General features: G+C 70.7%; 12 protein-coding genes and 3 pseudogenes. 8 read left to right on the top strand and 7 right to left on the bottom strand.

Going from position 1 to position 15,246, the window contains the following annotated elements:
- The first annotated feature begins 364 nt into the window (after positions 1-364).
- Together ACZ39I_RS35270 and ACZ39I_RS35265 are read left to right on the top strand one after the other, a co-directional pair.
- Positions 365-1,363 carry a DUF4232 domain-containing protein gene (locus ACZ39I_RS35270; protein ID WP_467248978.1) on the top strand — a complete coding sequence of 333 codons (999 nt, stop codon included), beginning with the start codon at positions 365-367 and terminating at the stop codon, positions 1,361-1,363.
- Between the two features lie 65 nt (positions 1,364-1,428).
- Positions 1,429-1,943 (top strand): annotated as a pseudogene (locus tag ACZ39I_RS35265) (mycothiol transferase).
- A gap of 132 nt (positions 1,944-2,075) precedes the next feature.
- Here the strand turns inward: ACZ39I_RS35265 and ACZ39I_RS35260 are convergent.
- Positions 2,076-3,719 (bottom strand): peptidoglycan-binding protein, encoded by a 1,644-nt coding sequence (locus ACZ39I_RS35260; RefSeq protein ID WP_467248977.1) that lies wholly within the window; start codon positions 3,717-3,719, stop codon positions 2,076-2,078.
- Between the two features lie 177 nt (positions 3,720-3,896).
- Positions 3,897-4,343, bottom strand: a complete 447-nt coding sequence (locus ACZ39I_RS35255) for a peptidoglycan-binding domain-containing protein (RefSeq protein ID WP_467248976.1) — start codon at positions 4,341-4,343, stop codon at positions 3,897-3,899.
- 275 nt (positions 4,344-4,618) lie between these two features.
- Here ACZ39I_RS35255 and ACZ39I_RS35250 point away from each other — a divergent pair, with 275 nt between their 5' ends.
- Positions 4,619-5,449, top strand: a complete 831-nt coding sequence (locus ACZ39I_RS35250; RefSeq protein WP_467248975.1) for a peptidoglycan-binding protein — start codon at positions 4,619-4,621, stop codon at positions 5,447-5,449.
- Positions 5,446-6,240, top strand: a pseudogene (locus ACZ39I_RS35245) (helix-turn-helix domain-containing protein); the annotation flags it as partial. The gene ACZ39I_RS35250 and the pseudogene ACZ39I_RS35245, both read left to right, overlap by 4 nt.
- A gap of 97 nt (positions 6,241-6,337) precedes the next feature.
- Here ACZ39I_RS35245 and ACZ39I_RS35240 read toward each other — a convergent pair.
- Positions 6,338-7,138 carry a maleylpyruvate isomerase N-terminal domain-containing protein gene (locus tag ACZ39I_RS35240; RefSeq protein ID WP_467248985.1) on the bottom strand — a complete coding sequence of 267 codons (801 nt, stop codon included), beginning with the start codon at positions 7,136-7,138 and terminating at the stop codon, positions 6,338-6,340.
- A gap of 165 nt (positions 7,139-7,303) precedes the next feature.
- Positions 7,304-8,104, bottom strand: a complete 801-nt coding sequence (locus ACZ39I_RS35235; RefSeq protein ID WP_467248974.1) for an SDR family NAD(P)-dependent oxidoreductase — start codon at positions 8,102-8,104, stop codon at positions 7,304-7,306.
- A 73-nt stretch (positions 8,105-8,177) separates the two neighbouring features.
- Here ACZ39I_RS35235 and ACZ39I_RS35230 point away from each other — a divergent pair, with 73 nt between their 5' ends.
- Positions 8,178-8,768, top strand: a complete 591-nt coding sequence (locus ACZ39I_RS35230; protein ID WP_467248973.1) for a TetR family transcriptional regulator — start codon at positions 8,178-8,180, stop codon at positions 8,766-8,768.
- An 18-nt stretch (positions 8,769-8,786) separates the two neighbouring features.
- Here ACZ39I_RS35230 and ACZ39I_RS35225 read toward each other — a convergent pair whose 3' ends face one another.
- Positions 8,787-9,533 (bottom strand): phosphotransferase family protein, encoded by a 747-nt coding sequence (locus ACZ39I_RS35225; RefSeq protein ID WP_467248972.1) that lies wholly within the window; start codon positions 9,531-9,533, stop codon positions 8,787-8,789.
- Between the two features lie 203 nt (positions 9,534-9,736).
- Between ACZ39I_RS35225 and ACZ39I_RS35220 the strand changes: the two genes are divergently transcribed.
- Entirely contained in the window at positions 9,737-10,723 is a 987-nt protein-coding gene (locus tag ACZ39I_RS35220) for an SDR family oxidoreductase (RefSeq protein WP_467248971.1), read from the top strand.
- Between the two features lie 205 nt (positions 10,724-10,928).
- On the opposite strand, the gene ACZ39I_RS35215 is transcribed toward ACZ39I_RS35220, so the two are convergent.
- Entirely contained in the window at positions 10,929-11,819 is an 891-nt protein-coding gene (locus tag ACZ39I_RS35215; RefSeq protein WP_467248970.1) for a hypothetical protein, read from the bottom strand.
- A gap of 551 nt (positions 11,820-12,370) precedes the next feature.
- On the opposite strand from ACZ39I_RS35215, the gene ACZ39I_RS35210 reads away from it, so the two are divergent.
- Together ACZ39I_RS35210 and ACZ39I_RS35205 are read left to right on the top strand one after the other, a co-directional pair.
- Entirely contained in the window at positions 12,371-13,126 is a 756-nt protein-coding gene (locus ACZ39I_RS35210; protein WP_467248969.1) for an alpha/beta fold hydrolase, read from the top strand.
- Between the two features lie 82 nt (positions 13,127-13,208).
- Positions 13,209-13,547: pseudogene (locus tag ACZ39I_RS35205) on the top strand (SpoIIE family protein phosphatase); the annotation flags it as partial.
- Between the two features lie 104 nt (positions 13,548-13,651).
- Here the strand turns inward: ACZ39I_RS35205 and ACZ39I_RS35200 are convergent.
- On the bottom strand, positions 13,652-15,232 hold the full coding sequence (locus ACZ39I_RS35200; RefSeq protein WP_467248968.1) for a lectin: 1,581 nt from the start codon (positions 15,230-15,232) through the stop codon (positions 13,652-13,654).
- Positions 15,233-15,246 lie beyond the last annotated feature (14 nt).

Genomic DNA, 15,246 nt, shown 5'->3' with positions numbered 1-15,246 from the left:
CGCAGCCCCATCGCTTACGAGACAGCACTCGACACAACATCAACTACCCTGGCCCAAGCCGCATAGCCCGTGTCCAAGATTCCGGGTCAAGGCCCGAACGGCCGACCAGCTCCGGTTGTTCCCCGCCCCGTGTCGGCGACCGTTGTGAGCTGCGGCACCCAGCGACCCGGTCGGCGCTGCCACGTGACCCGGCTGCCGCCCACAAGTAAGGGAGGGAGAAGGGGGCGTTGTGCCCCCGGGCACGTGAACTCCCTTGTCGACCCCGGCGTGCCCGCGGTCGGCCACGCTCATCTGTGACACCGCTGTGACCGGAGGTGTGGGCTCCGCCACAGCCCAAGGCGTGCTCCCCTGGTGAGGTGAGCGGATGTCGAACGCCTCCCGCACCGCTCCCGCCGTCCTCGCGGCCGCCCTGCTGCTCGCCGCCTGCGGTTCCGAGACAGGCTCGTCGGGCGGGGATGCCGGCGGGGGCCCGGTCCGGGCCGGGGCGTTGTGCCCGTCGGAGTTCTCCCGGTACGGCAGCCCGCCGTCCTCGGTGCCGTCCGAATCGTCCGAACCACCCGCTGGTCCCTCCGGCACGCCGACCGCGTTACCCCTGCCCTCGGGCCCGGCCGAGAACGGCGTCAAGATCACAGCGCTGTACGCCTGGGGCTCGCAGAGCGGCTGTGCGGGAGTCTCCTACAGCGCGGACTTCGAACTCACCAACGAGCAGACGGAAGCCGCAAGGTACACGCTGACCTTCGGATTCCTCTCAGCCTCCGGAGGCCCGGTCGACAACGCGGTACGGACCGTCGAGGCCGTCGGGCCGGGGCGGACAGTCAAGGGCTCCGTCGTCATGGCGGAGCAGGCGGGAAACGCCTCCGAGGTGACGGGCGTAAAGGTGACCAAGGTCCGTAGCGTTCCCGAGGCCGAGGCGTCGTCCGCCTCGGGAACGTGCCCGAAGTCGGGCACGCGTCTCTACGTCGACCAGGGGGACGCGGCCCTGGGGCTGCGCGTCGTCGGCCTGCACCTGGTCAACTGCGGAACCGGATCCATCCGGCTCAACGGCTACCCGAAGCTCACGATCCAGGACGAGGACCACCACACCGTGGACGGTGTACGGATTCTTCAGGGAACCGATCAGATCGGTACGGGCGTCGGTGGGGACGGCAGCCCGCACCCGGTCACCCTGCGCCCGGGTGAGGCCGCGGTGGCCGGGCTGGCCTGGCGCAACACCACGCAGGCGGGCGAACCGGTGAACGGGCCCTACGTCCGTGTATGGGCCACGCCCGCGGCCGATCCCGTGATGGTGGTCCCGGAACTCGACCTCGGCACGACCGGAAAGCTCGGCGTCGGTCCGTGGCGGAAGGACGAGACCTACCGGTAGCGGCCTCCACCCCGGCCTTGTGAGGTCGTGCTCGGTTGTCAGTGCCGGGTGGGAAACTGCCCGGCATGATCGAACCGAACCCGAAAGCGGACCTTCTCCGGTACCTGCAAGAAGGGCGTGACGCCCTGGTGTGGAAGCTCGATGGCAACCGGGGTATTTCGGCGACACGTTCGGGCGGCCCTTCTTCGACGGGGACCCGCCGTCCTGGTGGTACACCGAGGAGTCGGAACCCAACTCGGACATGTGGGCCACTGCGGACGAATCACGGGAACAGATCGTCGGGCTGTATCGCCAGGCGTGGGAGCACTCCAACACCACGATCGCGACGCTGCCGCTCGACGCGATCGGGTATGTCCCGTGGTGGCCGGAGGAACGCCGAGCGGTGACGCTGAACCACATCCTGGTGCGCGTGATCTTTGATACTCAGCGCCACGCAGGGCACGCCGACATCGTGCGAGAGCTCATCGACGGGTCGGTCGGATATTTGGAAGGCAAGGGCACCATGCCACCGGCGGATCAGGCGTGGTGGGAGGATCACCGGAGCCGACTGGAGGGCGTGGTGCGGGAAGTCGACGGCTGATCTCGGGCGTTGCCGAACCCGTGGGCCGGGGCACAAAGGTCCGCCGCTCACGGCCCGTGCCAAGTCGGTGCCGGAGTCCTGGGAAGGCCGCCGTAGGAGAGTTCGGCCTGCCGTGGACCCCGGCAGTTCCGTTCAGCGGACCCTGATGAAGACCACGTCGTAACTACTGTTCGTGGCACGGGACTTGACGTAGACGCCGTCGCTGCCGCCGTTGGGGTCGCTCGTGTTGCCCTCGACGGTGGTGAAGGACGACCCGGACACCGTCCGCACGATGCCGATGTGCTCGTTGCCGCCGGTGAAGTCGCTCCCGCCGTCCCAGTCGAAGGCCACGATGTCACCCGGCTGCGGACTGGTCGTCACCGACAGGTGGTAGGTGCCGGCCCGCGCCTGCTTGACCCAGCCCGAGACGTAGGAGTTGCGGTAGGAGCTGGCCCCGGTCTGCTTGGCCACCCAGCTCACGAAGGTCGCGCACCAGGCGTAGTTGCTGGTGGACAGCGAAAGACCCACGGACGCGCCGTAGCTGTTCGCGCGGGCGCTGCCCTCGACCGTGCCGACCTCGGCCGCCGCCACGTCGAGGATCTTGGCGTAACCGCCGCCGGGCGCGGGCGACGACGGCGGGGTGACCGCGCCGTACAGCGCGGCCTTGGTGTTCGGCCCCACATGGCCGTCGACCGAAAGGCCCTTCTCGGCCTGGAAGTCCCTGACGGCGCTGTCGGTGAGCGCACCGAAGTCGCCGTCGACGGCGAGATCGGCGCCGTGGTGGTTGAGCAGGCTCTGCAACTCGGTGACACAGCCGCTGCGCTGGCCCTGAACGATCTCGTTCGGGCAGGAGGCGGAGGTCAGGTTGATCGGCGCGGGTGCGCCGTTGCCGCCGCCACCGCCGATGTTGGAGTACAGGGCGGCCTTGGTGTTCGCACCGACCTGGCCGTCGGCGGTCAGCCCGCTCGCGGACTGGAACGCCTTCACGGCAGCCAGGGTCTGCGGGCCGAAACTGCCGTCGACGTCGAGACTCTGGCCCTTGCCGTTCAGCAGGGACTGCAGCGTGGAGACGCAGCCGCCGCTCTGCCCCTCCACGATGTTCGCCGGGCAGGACGTCGACCTCAGGTCCAGGCCCGTCGACGGTGACTCGTCGGTGTCGTACAGCGCGCGTTTGGTGTTCGTGCCGACCTGGCCGTCGGCCGTGAGGCCGTGGGCGGACTGGAAGCTGCGGACGGCACTCGCGGTCCCGGCACCGAAGTCGCCGTCCACGTCGACCGTGTAGCCGTGGTGGATGAGCAGCCGCTGAAGCTCGGTGACGCATCCGCCCTTGGCGCCCTGCACGATGTTCGCGGGGCACGACGAGGAGTTGAGGTTGACGGGGGCGGGCGCCGAGCCTGCGGTGGCGTACAGCTTGCTCTTGGTCGCGGGGCCCACCCGGCCGTCCACAGCGATCGCCGTGGCGGCCTGGTACTCACGGACCGCGTAGAGCGTGGCCGACCCGAACTGACCGTCCACCACCAGGCCGGCGCCGTGCGCGTTGAGCAGATTCTGCAACTCCGTGACACAACCGCTCGCCTGGCCCTGCACGATCTCTTGGGGGCAGGACGCGGACGTCAGCTTGATCGGGGCCGGTGCCGCGGACGCCGGGCCGGCGCCGAGCACGAGACCGGCCGAGACCATCGCCGCGGTGGCGGCGAAGGTCCCGATGCGGACCCGCCACGGCTTCCCGGGGCGGTGCGTGTCCCGATGTGCCGGATCTGCGTCTTCGGCGCGAACGAGGAATGCGAGTCTTCCCATGGCGGCGAGGTTCTCCTTCGGTTGTGGGGTCGGCTGTGGGAGGGCGAGGGACCGTACCGGGGGGGAGCGGAAACACGCATCCGCGGCCCGTCCTTGCCGGGCAAGGACGGGCCGCGGTCGGTCACTCGACGATCAGCCCGGACAGGCGGGGTCGTACGGGTCGTCGGGGCGTACGGCTCAGGCGGCGAATCGCTTGAACGCCGCCCGAGTGCCCGAACCAGCGATGCCGTCGATGGCACCCGTGTAGCCGTAGGAGTCCTTCAGCAGACGCTGCAGCGCCTTGATGGTGTTGGGGCCCGGGTCCCCGTCGATGTCACCCGTGTAGCCCCAGTACGTGGCGAGGCAGCGCTGGAAGGCCTTCCAGCTGTTGGTGCCCAGCTGGCCGTCGATGGCGCCCGTGTAGCCCCAGTTGTCCGCGAGGAATTTCTGGACGTTCTTGGCCTCGGCCGTGGTCAGACCGAAGTTCTGCGTCGCGGCCACGGCGGCGGGCTGGGCGACAGCTGCCGTCTGCGCGGTGCTCGTGGTCGCCGCGAAGCTGGTGCCGGCGGTCGCCACACTGCCGGCGGCGAGGCCGACAACGGCGATGAGGCCGGCGATGGTCCTGCCAAGAGCGTTCGGTCGCATGTGTTCCTCTTTCGGTTGTGGGGTGGGCACTTGTCCCGCCGAGCGGGCCAAGTGGCGAGACCAAAGGTGCAGGGCGCGGGGCAGGGCCGCCACGGTTGCGGTACAGGTGGCGTTCTTCCGGGACGGCCACCCTTCTGACCTGCGGCTACAGCATCGGGCGGGACGGTGATGTGGGACGCCTGTGACAGATGTGGCGGGCTCATGCAGAATGCGCAGCAGCGGAGGGGGCCGCTGTTCACGCGCTGACCCACGCTGACGACCGCTTTGGGGGACACATGCCGCGCTCCAAGACGCTGCCCGCGGAACTCGATGCCGAGGCACGGCAGTTGGTGGCACGCTTGCGTCGGCTGAAGGACTGCAGCGAGCTGACACTGCGGCAGCTCGCGACCAAGACCGGCTACAGCGCCAAGTCGTGGGAGCGGTATCTCGGAGGTACGTCGCTGCCGCCGCGGGAGGCGGTGGAGGCACTGGCCCGGATCACCGGCACCGATCCCGCCCCCTTGCTCGCGCTGCACGAGATCGCCCTCGACGCCAGGCACTGCCACCGTGCAAGGCCCGCTGCGCAACAGCACGACGAGCAGCGTGAGCGGGACGCGGAGGAAGAGACCCACCCGGCCGACCCGCATCCCGAGCCGTTGGCCACACCGGACGCCCGCACGCCACCGCGTGCCACCGAACCGGCTTCCGCGCGCTTCCCGCACCTCGCCCTGACAGCAGGGGTCGCCGCCCTCGCCGTAGCGCTGTCGGCGGCGCTGCTCCTCGCGCTGCGTCTTGGCGACGGTGAGGCCACGGCGGCCGTCACCGCGCCGTCCCGCACTGCCGCCGTCTCCTCACCGCCCTCCTACACCTGCCGCATCAGCCGGATCGACGGTCGCTGGTCGGCCGGCATCAACAAGGGCCGCAACACCGAGATCGTCTACGGCGCCACCGGTGCCGATGTCGCCGAGGCGCAGTGTCTGCTGCGCCGGGCAGGCATCACGCCGGGAGGCATCGACGGCATGTTCGGCCCCCTGACGCTGCGGGCGGTCAAGACGTTCCAGCAGCGCGCGGGGCTTTCCGTCGACGGGATGCTGGGCCCGCGCTCCTGGAAGGCGCTGCGCGGATGACATCCCGTGCACCCTCACCACCGGGCGCCCGACTGGCCGCCGTACTCCAGCAGTTGCGGCAGCGCACCGGACTGAGCCTCGCGCAGCTCGCGAACACGACCACCTACAGCAAGTCGTCCTGGGAGCGCTACCTCAACGGCAAGAGCCTGCCACCGCGCAACGCGGTCAAGGAACTGTGCGGTCTCGCCGGCGAACCCGCCGACCGTGCGTTGGCTCTCCTGGACATTGCCCGCATGGGCCCGACGGAAGACGGGGAGCCTGCACGGACGCCGGCTCGACAACGCACGGTCGCCGACGCGGACACCTCGACCGCGGCCTCCGCCACTTCCCGACCCGACACCGCTCCACCCGCCACCGGCCCCAGCAAGACGGCTCCGAGCGCCGCCGATTACCCGCGTGCGACGCCAACGGGCCGTCGGGGCGCGAACATTGTCACCGCTCTCGCGTCGCTCGGTGCCGTCGCCCTCGGAACGCTCGTGCTCGTACACCTACCCCCGTCGCACCGCAAGGCGACGTCACCGTCTCCCGTGCCCGCAGTGGCCACCGGGGCGCTCTGTCGGCACACAGCCTGTCAGGACAAGGACCCGATCGCGACGAGATGCGGAGCCGAACCGCTGACCCTCGCCGAGCGCGAGACCGCCACCGGCGCCTGGGTCCAGATTCGCTACAGCGAGGAATGCGGAACGAGTTGGGCTCGGATGTGGGGCGCCGCCGTGGGCGACCGCGTCGAGATCAGGGCAGGAGGCCGGCACGGCTCCCTCCACGATGCCCAGGTCACCACCCGGAAGGAGGCGGACACCTATGTCCACACCCTCATGAGCGTGGTCGGTCCCGGAACATCCGTGCAGGCCTGCTTCAGCCCTGCGACCGGCAGCGGGAACGAATGCTTCAAGGCCCACTACAGGCCGAGCCCTCAGCCGGGAGGGCACGATGCCCGAGTTGGCGTCGGGGTGTCGGATGACGTTGACGGCGTCGAGGAATCGGGCGGCGAGTTCGGTGTCGCCGGTGACGGTCACGTCGTGGTCGCGCCACGACGAGCGCCGGGTTCCCCAGTCGGGGAAGGTGAGGGCGGGCGCGGTGATGTGCGCGGCGACCGGGCCGTTGGACGGGGTCAGCGCACCTGCCTCGTCGATCCACCATGTTCCGCCGCCGGGGCCGGTGAGCGTCAGGGCGACGCGGGCGTCGAGCCCGGCGACCGGCGCCTGCCGGACCTGGTTGTCCAGTACGGCGACCATCCACGTCAGGACGGCTCGCATCCGGTCGGCGTCGGTGGCCGGTGTGGGCCGGCCGAGTGCGGGGGCCATGTCGAACCGTAGGTGGGTGTGGTGGTCGAAGACGACGGCGCCGCCGATCAGCAGGCCCACGGGGTAGCGTCCGAGCTCGACGAGAGGCAGGCGCAGGCGGGTGGCAGGGGTGCGCCGGACGACGTCGAGGAGTGTGGTGGCTCGGCGGGTGGCGCGGGTGTACTCGGCCATGACCTGCGCCCGGCTCCAGCCGCGTCGCCGCTCGACGGGGCCTTCGTTGAGCTTTTCGAGGCTGGTGGCGCGGAACATGTCCGGTCCGGGGGGGTGTGTAGAAGTTCCGTGCTGTCGCGCCGATGTGGGCGACGACATCGGCGATGCGCCATCCCGCCGCGGCGCTGGGTGCAGCCCATTCCTCGTCGCTGAGGCTGCTGGTGAAGTCGAGCATCTCGGTGCGTTCGGCGCGCAGGGCGGTGGTGAGGTTTCGCAGGTCCGCTGCGGGGAGACGGTCGGTCATGGCGTTCTTTTCTCTTGGCGGAACTTCCCTCGGAGCAACTTCGGATCGTCCGGGTTGACGGTCCCCACGCCCGTGGCGGTGCGGCGATGAGTGGGGTTACGCGTGCATGGCGCGTCGTGCCGTCCAGCCCATCGCGCGGACGACCGTGCGCCTCGGCAGGAACCTGCCGGCGAGGGCGAGGGGGCGGCCGTTGGTGATGACCGAGGGCGGTGCGGAGCGGCGGTCGAGAGTGTCGAGGGCCGCCCTCACGACGTGGTCCGCGGTGACCCGTTTCGAGCCGTAGTCCGCCGACTGGCTGCCGGCAGCGTCGTAGAACTCGGTCTCCACCGCCCCGGGGCACACGGCCAGGACGCGCAGGCCGGTGCCGCGGGTCTCCTCCCACAGCGATTCCGTGAAGCTGAGCACGAATGCCTTGGTGGCGCCGTAGACGGCCAGGTACGGCGTGGGCTGGTAGCCCAGGAGGCTCGCGACGTTGATCAGGAAGCCGTTGCCGGCGGAGGTCAGCGGGTCGATGAACGCGCGGCTGAGGTCGACGAGGGCGGCGACGTTCAGCGCGATCATGCTTTGCAGGCGCTCGGGATCCTCGTCCCGGAAGGCGCCGTGCGTGCCGAAGCCCGCGTTGTTGACCAGTCCGGTGGCGTGGATGCCGCGGGATTCGAGCTCGGCGCGCAGTGTGCGGCCGGCGTCGGGCAGGCCGAGGTCACGGGCGACGACGGTCACCGTGACGCCATGGGTGCGGGTGAGGTCGTCGGCCAGGCTCTGCAGCCGGTCCGCGCGTCGGGCGACAAGCACCAGGTCCGCGCCCCGAGCGGCCAGTTGCTGTGCGAACTCCGCGCCGAGGCCGGAACTGGCTCCGGTGACGATGACGGTCTGGTGGCGATGGTCGATTCCTGTCATGTCGTACACCCTACGCATGGTCTTGCACTCAGTGCAAATATCTCTATCGAGTGAATGCTTGTACCATCGATGCATGGCCCGGAAACAGACATCCATCCGTGAGCAGACCCGCTCCGTGGTCCGATCCCTGCTCGCCCGGACCGCCGTCGAGCTGTTCGCCGCGCAGGGGTACGACAACACGACACTGGAGGAGGTCGCCGCCGCGGCGGGTGTCTCCCGGCGGACCCTGTTCAACTACTTCCCGAGCAAGGAAGACCTCGCGCTCGGCGGCCTTTCAGAACAAGGCGAGTCGATCGCGGAACGCTTCGCGCAGCGCCCGGCCGACGAGGACTGCTGGGTCTCGCTACGCGCGGCCTTCCAGGTCGTCGAGGAGATGGAGACCACCGCCGAGCACCGGCTCGAACTGGTCACCCTCCTGTTCGGCAACGAGTCGCTGCGCGCCGGCCACGCCGAGAAGCAGGCCCGCTGGCAAGACCTGCTCGCCCCGCTGATCGAGCCGCGCCTGCCCGACTCCGACCACCGCGCCCTCCAGGCACGCGCGATCGCGGCAGCGGCGATCACCTGCCTGCAGGCAGCGAACCAGGAGTGGGCACGCCTCGGCGGCCGGGCCGACCTGTTCGACCTCTACGACACGGCCGTGCATGCCGTCCGCCGGCCAACCTGAGGCTCCGGCCGAGCCGCCTCACATCCGGGATCTCAGCACGTCGACCTCGCAGCCCGGCGCGAACGGGTCGAAGCCGTGCTCGATCAACCAGCGAACGATCAGCAGGCTTCGCAACGACCACCACGCGTGGATCACGTCGAGGTCGACGGTGGTGTCATAGCCGGCGATGACGTCGTCGAGGTGCTCCTCGTGTCCGAGCGTGAAGGTGGCGACGTCGTACAGGGCATCGCCCTGGCCCGCCTCCGACCAGTCGATGATGCCCGTGACCTCGTCGCCGTCGACGAAGACGTGATCGATCTGCAGGTCGCCGTGCGTGAACGCCGGAGTCCACGGCCGGAACGCCGCTTTGGCGACCCGGCGGTTGCGGGTGACCAGCTCGGCCGGCAGGACACCGTTCGCCACGAGCCACTCGCACTCGACGTCGAGTTCCGCCGCCAGCGCGACCGTGCTCCGGCCGGCCCGGCCGAGCCGGGGCGGCAGCGGAGCCTCGTGCAGCTTCCGGATGGCGGCGCCCGCCGCGGCCCACGCCGCCGGCGACCCGGTCGACGGCCCGCCGAGGCGCCCGAGCGTCGTCCCCGCGAGTGCGGCGATCGCGAGCGCGGGCGGTTTGCGCCACAGGATCTCCGGGGTCGGAACCGGCGCGAGGGACATCGCCTCGACCTCGACGTCGATGCGCGCCTGATCGGCGTCCACCTTCACGAACACGTCACCGACGCGCAGGGTCGCGCGCTCGGAATGGGCGACGACGACTTGGACCTCATCCATGGGCGACCAGTATCCCGGGGGCGATCGCCGACGGCGCCGGGTTTGTCGCGTGGGGTTGTGCGGCTGACCGCGCAGATCGGACCAAGGGGTGCGTCGGCGCCTGTCTGCCCCTGTAGATCGGTTCGGTGTCAGCCGGGTACTCGTTGCGCCCCGGAGTCGGGCGACGGAGCGCCCGGCTCGGCAGACCTGAGGAGGAGGTACGTATGGGACTGCGCGATCACGTCGTGGTGGTGACCGGAGCATCCAGCGGCATCGGACGTGCCACGGCCGAGGCCTTCGCCCGCAAGGGCTGCGCCGTGGTGCTGGCCGCGCGCCGCGAGGAGGCACTGGAGGCGGCGGCCAAGGAGTGCGAGAAGCATCGCGGGGCCCGGACGCTGGTCGTACCGACGGACACGACGGACGCCGGAGCGGTCGAGAACCTCGCGCGGCGGGCGGTGGCGGAGTTCGGCCGTATCGATGTCTGGGTGAACAACGCGGCTGTCAACGCCTTCGGCCGCTTCGAGGACGTGCCGCTGGAGGACTTCCGCAAGGTCCTGGACGTCAACGTGATGGGTTACGTGCACGGAGCCCGGGCCGCGCTGCCGGTGATGCGGGAGCAGGGGACCGGCACGCTGATCAACATCTCGTCCGTCGTGGGTGCCGTGTCCCAGCCGTACAGCCACCCCTACAGCATGTCCAAGCACGCCGTCCGAGGGCTCGGATCGAGCCTGCGGCAGCAGCTGAGGGTCGAGGGGGTGAAGGGCGTGCACGTGTGCACGGTGATGCCCGCCACCATCGACACCCCGCACTTCCAGCAGGCGGCGAACTACACCGGGTACAAGGTGGTCGCCATGCCGCCGGTCTACACCCCGGAACGCGTCGCCCGGGCGGTCGTCGACCTCGTGCGCCGTCCTCGCCGCGAGGTGGTGGTCGGTCCGGCGGGCCGCGCCCTCGTCCGCCAGTCCCGGATCATGCCCGGACTCGCGGAGCGGACCATGGCACGGCAGACGGACAAGGGTCATCTCGATCACGACGAGGCGGCCCCCGTCACCCACGGAGCGCTGCACGTACCCGCTGCCGGGGAAGGCGCGGTGCGCGGCGGCTGGCACGGAGGGCGACGCACCGCGATACGGCGGACCGCCGTCGCCGCCGCACTGGCCGGAGCGGCCGTGACCGCCGGCCGCAGGATCACTCGCGGCGCGGCCGCCTGAGAGTGATCGGGTGCGGGACCTGACACGGTGACGGGGTCGAGGCTCGTGCCTACGCGATGTTGCCCGTCCGGCGCGAGACCGGACGGGCAACGGCAGCCGGACCAGGGTGCCGACCAGGACCCGCTCGCCCCGGCACAGTGCCACAGCTGAGGAGCCGGGCCGCGACCGCCGTGGGGAGACAGCCCGGGCTGCGTTCCGGCGCTCTCTATGTGTCGCCTCTGGACATACGACGTACCTGCTGCGCACTCTCGTGTGCCGCCCGCTCGGCCTGGGCCAGGGCGTCCGCAGCGGACTGGTTGTGTTCCTCGGCCTTCTGCTGTTCGTTCTCCGCTCGACGGCACTCCTCGCGCGCCTGCTGCAGTTGCTCCTCGACGGTGGACACCCGTCGGCGGGCCTGCTCGGTGCGCTCGCGGGCCCGCTGCAGCTCGGCGTCGGCGTCCGCCTGCCGTGCGCGCTCTTCGCGCAGACGCTGCTCGGCTGCCTTGGCGGCCTCCCGTGCCCGGGCCAACTGCTCCTGACGTGCACGGCGCCGCTCGGCGACTTCGTCCTTGGTCGCCCTTGCCGGAGGCGGGGGCGGGGGCGCCGGGCGGCTTCGGGTGCCCGGTCTCCCGGCCACTGGTGTGCTGCCCGGGCGGAACTCCGAGGGCGGGGTGAGGGCGCTGACCAGGCGGCCGCCCGCCCACTCATCGGCTGCCTCCGGATCGGCGAGTACGGCGCGCAGAGTCGCTTCGAGATCCTGCTGGACCGGCTCCGAGAGCTGCTGCCCTGCGTCGCGGGCGAGTTGGGCGGCCTGCCGGGACAGCGCGGAGACGACACGGCGGCGCTGCGCGGAGAGATCCTTGAGGCCGGCGGGGTCCAGCGTCTGGTAGGCCTCGCGCAGCGCGCGCCCCAGTTCCAGGAACTGCCGGCTCTCTTCCGGCTGGGAGCGCACCAGGAGGTTGGCCGCCCAGGCCGCGAGGGTGGGTCGGCGGGCGGCGCGGATGCGGCGGGCATCGTCGACCCGGCCGGCCGTTTTCGCGGCGAGGGCCAGCGTCTCCCGCCGGGTGACGAAGCCGGACGGCGGCGTGGTGTAGAGCTCGTCGAGGACGGCTTCCACGTCGGGCCCTTTGCCGTCCCGACGGCGGCCTGTGCGCGCGTTCAGCGTCTCCACACCTCCGGCTCGCCCGCATGCCTTTCGGCGGGTCCCGATTCGGCGACGGCCGGCTCGTCCCGGCTGCTCAGGCCCGTGTTCCGCCGAAAGACGGTGAGGTCGAGGTCATGGACGCGGTATCCCGCACCGAGCATTCGATCGCCGACGCCCAACCCGCCGCCACCCGTCCCGGACGGCGGGCAGGCGATCACGCGGCGTTCCGACATGGCACCAGCCTCCCGCGCACCTCACCGCCTCGCATCCCGGCCTGCCCCGGTCCAGTCACGGAAGGGGTCTGGGGCCCTCGGATGATTGGGACGTTCTGTCACGGTGACTCGGCGAAGAGCAAAGACGCGCCAAGACGACCAGAGCTGAAGTGGGTGGGAGTGGGCGACGATCAGGCCGCGGAGTGCCGGCGTACCGAAGAAGGGCCCCTCGAGTCTGCTCACGCCGTGCGCACCCGTCGTCGACGCAGGCGCGAGGCTGTCGTCGCCTCGCCCGGGGTGGAAGAGCAGCCCGTGCGGTCAACAGCTCGGCGCGAAGGGCGAGTTGAGGGTCTGTACACCCTGCGCCTGGGGCCCTGGCCCCCGAGCGAAGCCGCGGTCGTCATGGTCCACGGCCTCGGCCTGTCGGGACGCTACTTCACCCCTCTCGCCCGGTCCCTGGCGGCTGCGGGGCGCACCGTGCTGGTGCCGGACCTCCCGGGAAACGTACGCTCGCGGCGGGCCGTCCGGCGTGCCCCGGACATCGAGGAAACGGTGGAAGCGCTGCTGCGCTGGCGGACCGCCGCGGCGATCGGCCCTTGCGTCCTCGTAGCCAACTCGGTCGGCTGCCAGGTGACCGCGGCACTCGCGGCCGAGCACCCTCGACTGGTGGAGCGGATGGTGCTCATCGGCCCCGCACTCGACGCCACGGCGTTGTCACCGGTGCGGCAACTGCTGCGACTGCTGACCGACGCGCCGAAGGAACCGCTGTCCCTCCTCGCTGTGGCCGCCGCGGACTACCTGGTCACCGGAGCGGCCCGGTCCCTTGCGGGATTCCATCGCGCACGCCAGGACGCGTCCGGCCCGTTCGAGGCGCACCTGCGTCGCATCGAGGCACCGACCCTCGTGCTGAGGGGGTCCGGCGACCCGGTGGCCCCTCAGTCCTGGGCCGAGCGACTGACCGCCCACCTGCCGCACGGCCGACTCGCCGTGGTGCCCGGCGCGGCCCACGCGGTGCACTTCAGTCGGCCCGACACCACCGCCCGGCAGATTCTGCAGTTCCTGCCATGAGGAATTCCGGTACGCCCACCGCGGTCGCCCCGGCTCGTAGTCCTTGAAAGCGCATCCGTAGGGCAGGCGTTCCAGTGCCGGGCACCCGCCACCCCTGCTGATTACTCACGACGGTGACACTCGTTACCTCACCGGCGGTCACGGCCTTCTCCTCGGCGTCGACCCGGACGAACCTCGCCCGGACACCACCGAAGTGCTACCCGCCCGCTCCACCTTGCTGCTCTACACCGACGGTCTGATCGAACGCCGTGGCGAAGGGCTGGACGCGGGGATGACCCGGCTGCGGCAGCACGCCGCCGCCCTTGCCCGCGAGAACCTCGACACCTTCTGCGACGAACTGCTCAACGGCCTGGCCGCCGACCACGCCGACGATGTCGCGCTCCTCGCCGCCCGCCTGCCCCCGACCCGCCCCGGACGATGATCCGTGACATGGGCTATGGCTGTCTCGTGCGCGTCACGAGAAGGTCCGCCCGGGCCTGACTGACCACTGCCTCGGCCCGGACGGTGTTCGTCAGCTTCGGTCGGTCAGACGCGGGTCCACTTTTGGTTGGCCCCGCCGCCGCAGTCCCAGATCTGGACCTTGGTGCCGTTGGTGGTCGCGCCGCCACTGACGTCGAGGCACTTGCCGGAGCCGACGGCGGTGATGGTGCCGTCGGCGTTGAGTCGGAACTGCTGGTTGGACTGGCCGTTGCAGTCCCAGATGTTCACGGCGGTGCCGTTGGCGGTGGCGGCGCCGACGACGTCCAGGCACTTGGTACCGCCGTAGACCCGCAGCTCGCCCGCGCCGGTACTGGTGAACCTCTGGTTGGCGCCGCCGTTGCAGTCCCAGATCTCGGCGAGCGTGCCGTTGGCCTGGGCGCCGCCGGTGATGTCCAGGCAGCGGCCGGAGCCCTGGCCCTTCAGCGAGTAGGTGCTGCCGCCGGGCGGCGTGCCGCCGCCGGAGACCACGTACATCGCGGCGCCGTGGGCGGGAACGGAGGCGCTGAGGGAGCCGCTGGTCGTGCTGCTGGAGTGCGCCCACAGATCGCGTACGGAGTAACTGGACGCCGCACCGAGGCCGATCTGGGAAGCGGAGGTGGAGACGGTGGCCGTGCCGCTGCCGCGGTTGAGGAGCACCACGGCGACCGAGCCGCCGGCCATCGGCTTGGTCCACACCTCGGTGTCGCCGTTGTCGACGAGGCGGTTGCCCTGGCGGCCGCCCCAGTCCTGGTTGACCCCGATGACCTCGGTGTTGGTCAGGATCGACTTGGTGGCGGCACTCATGGAACGCAGATCGTTGCCCGCGATCAGAGGCGCGTTCAGCAGCGCCCAGAGGCTGAAGTGGGCTCGGGACTCGGTGTCGGACAGACCGTTGCCGACCTCCAGCATGTCGGGGTCGTTCCACGCACCTGGGCGGGAGAAGCCCGCCCAGGCGGGCTGGGCGTCCAGGATGCCCATCACGGAGTTCCAGTTGGCCTGGATGTCGCCGGTGTTGCGCCAGGAGTTGCCGGTGGCCGGGCCCCAGGTGCCGACCTGGTCCTGACCCCAGTTGCAGAGGGCGAACAGGATGGGGCGGCCGGTCCTGGCGAGAGCGTCGCGCATGGCCGTGTAGCGGTCCTGTCCGCTGCGGCCCTGGTGGTCACCGCAGTTGTCGTACTTGAGATAGTCGATGCCCCAGGACGCCCAGAGGTTGGCGTCCCGTTGCTCGTTGCCGAGGCTGGCGGGGTATCCGGCGCAGGTGGTCAGGCCGGCCGACGAGTAGATGCCGAGCTTCAGCCCCTTGCCGTGCACATAGTCTGCGACTGCCTTCATGCCGTTGGGGAATTTGGCGGGGTCCGCGACCAGGTTGCCGCCGCCGTCACGGTTGCGTGTCGACCAACAGTCGTCGATGTTGACGTACTGATAGCCGGCCGCGGCCATGCCGCTCGACACCATCGCGTCGGCGGTCTCCCGGATCAGACGGTCACTCACGTTGCAGCCGAAACTGTTCCAGTCGTTCCAGCCCAACTGCGGAGTACGGGCAAGGCCGTTGTCGAGCGCCAGGGCCTGGGAAGCGGGTAAGAGGGCGAGAGGTACGGCGGCGGCTACCAGGGCCGCGGACAGAACCGCGCGGACGAGTCTGAGCATGGGTTTCTCCTCGG

The sequence above is a fragment of the Streptomyces sp. NPDC024687 genome, assembly GCF_055559055.1.
The sequence above is the reverse complement of the archived record's forward strand: the minus strand, read 5'-3'. Positions and strand labels throughout refer to the sequence as shown.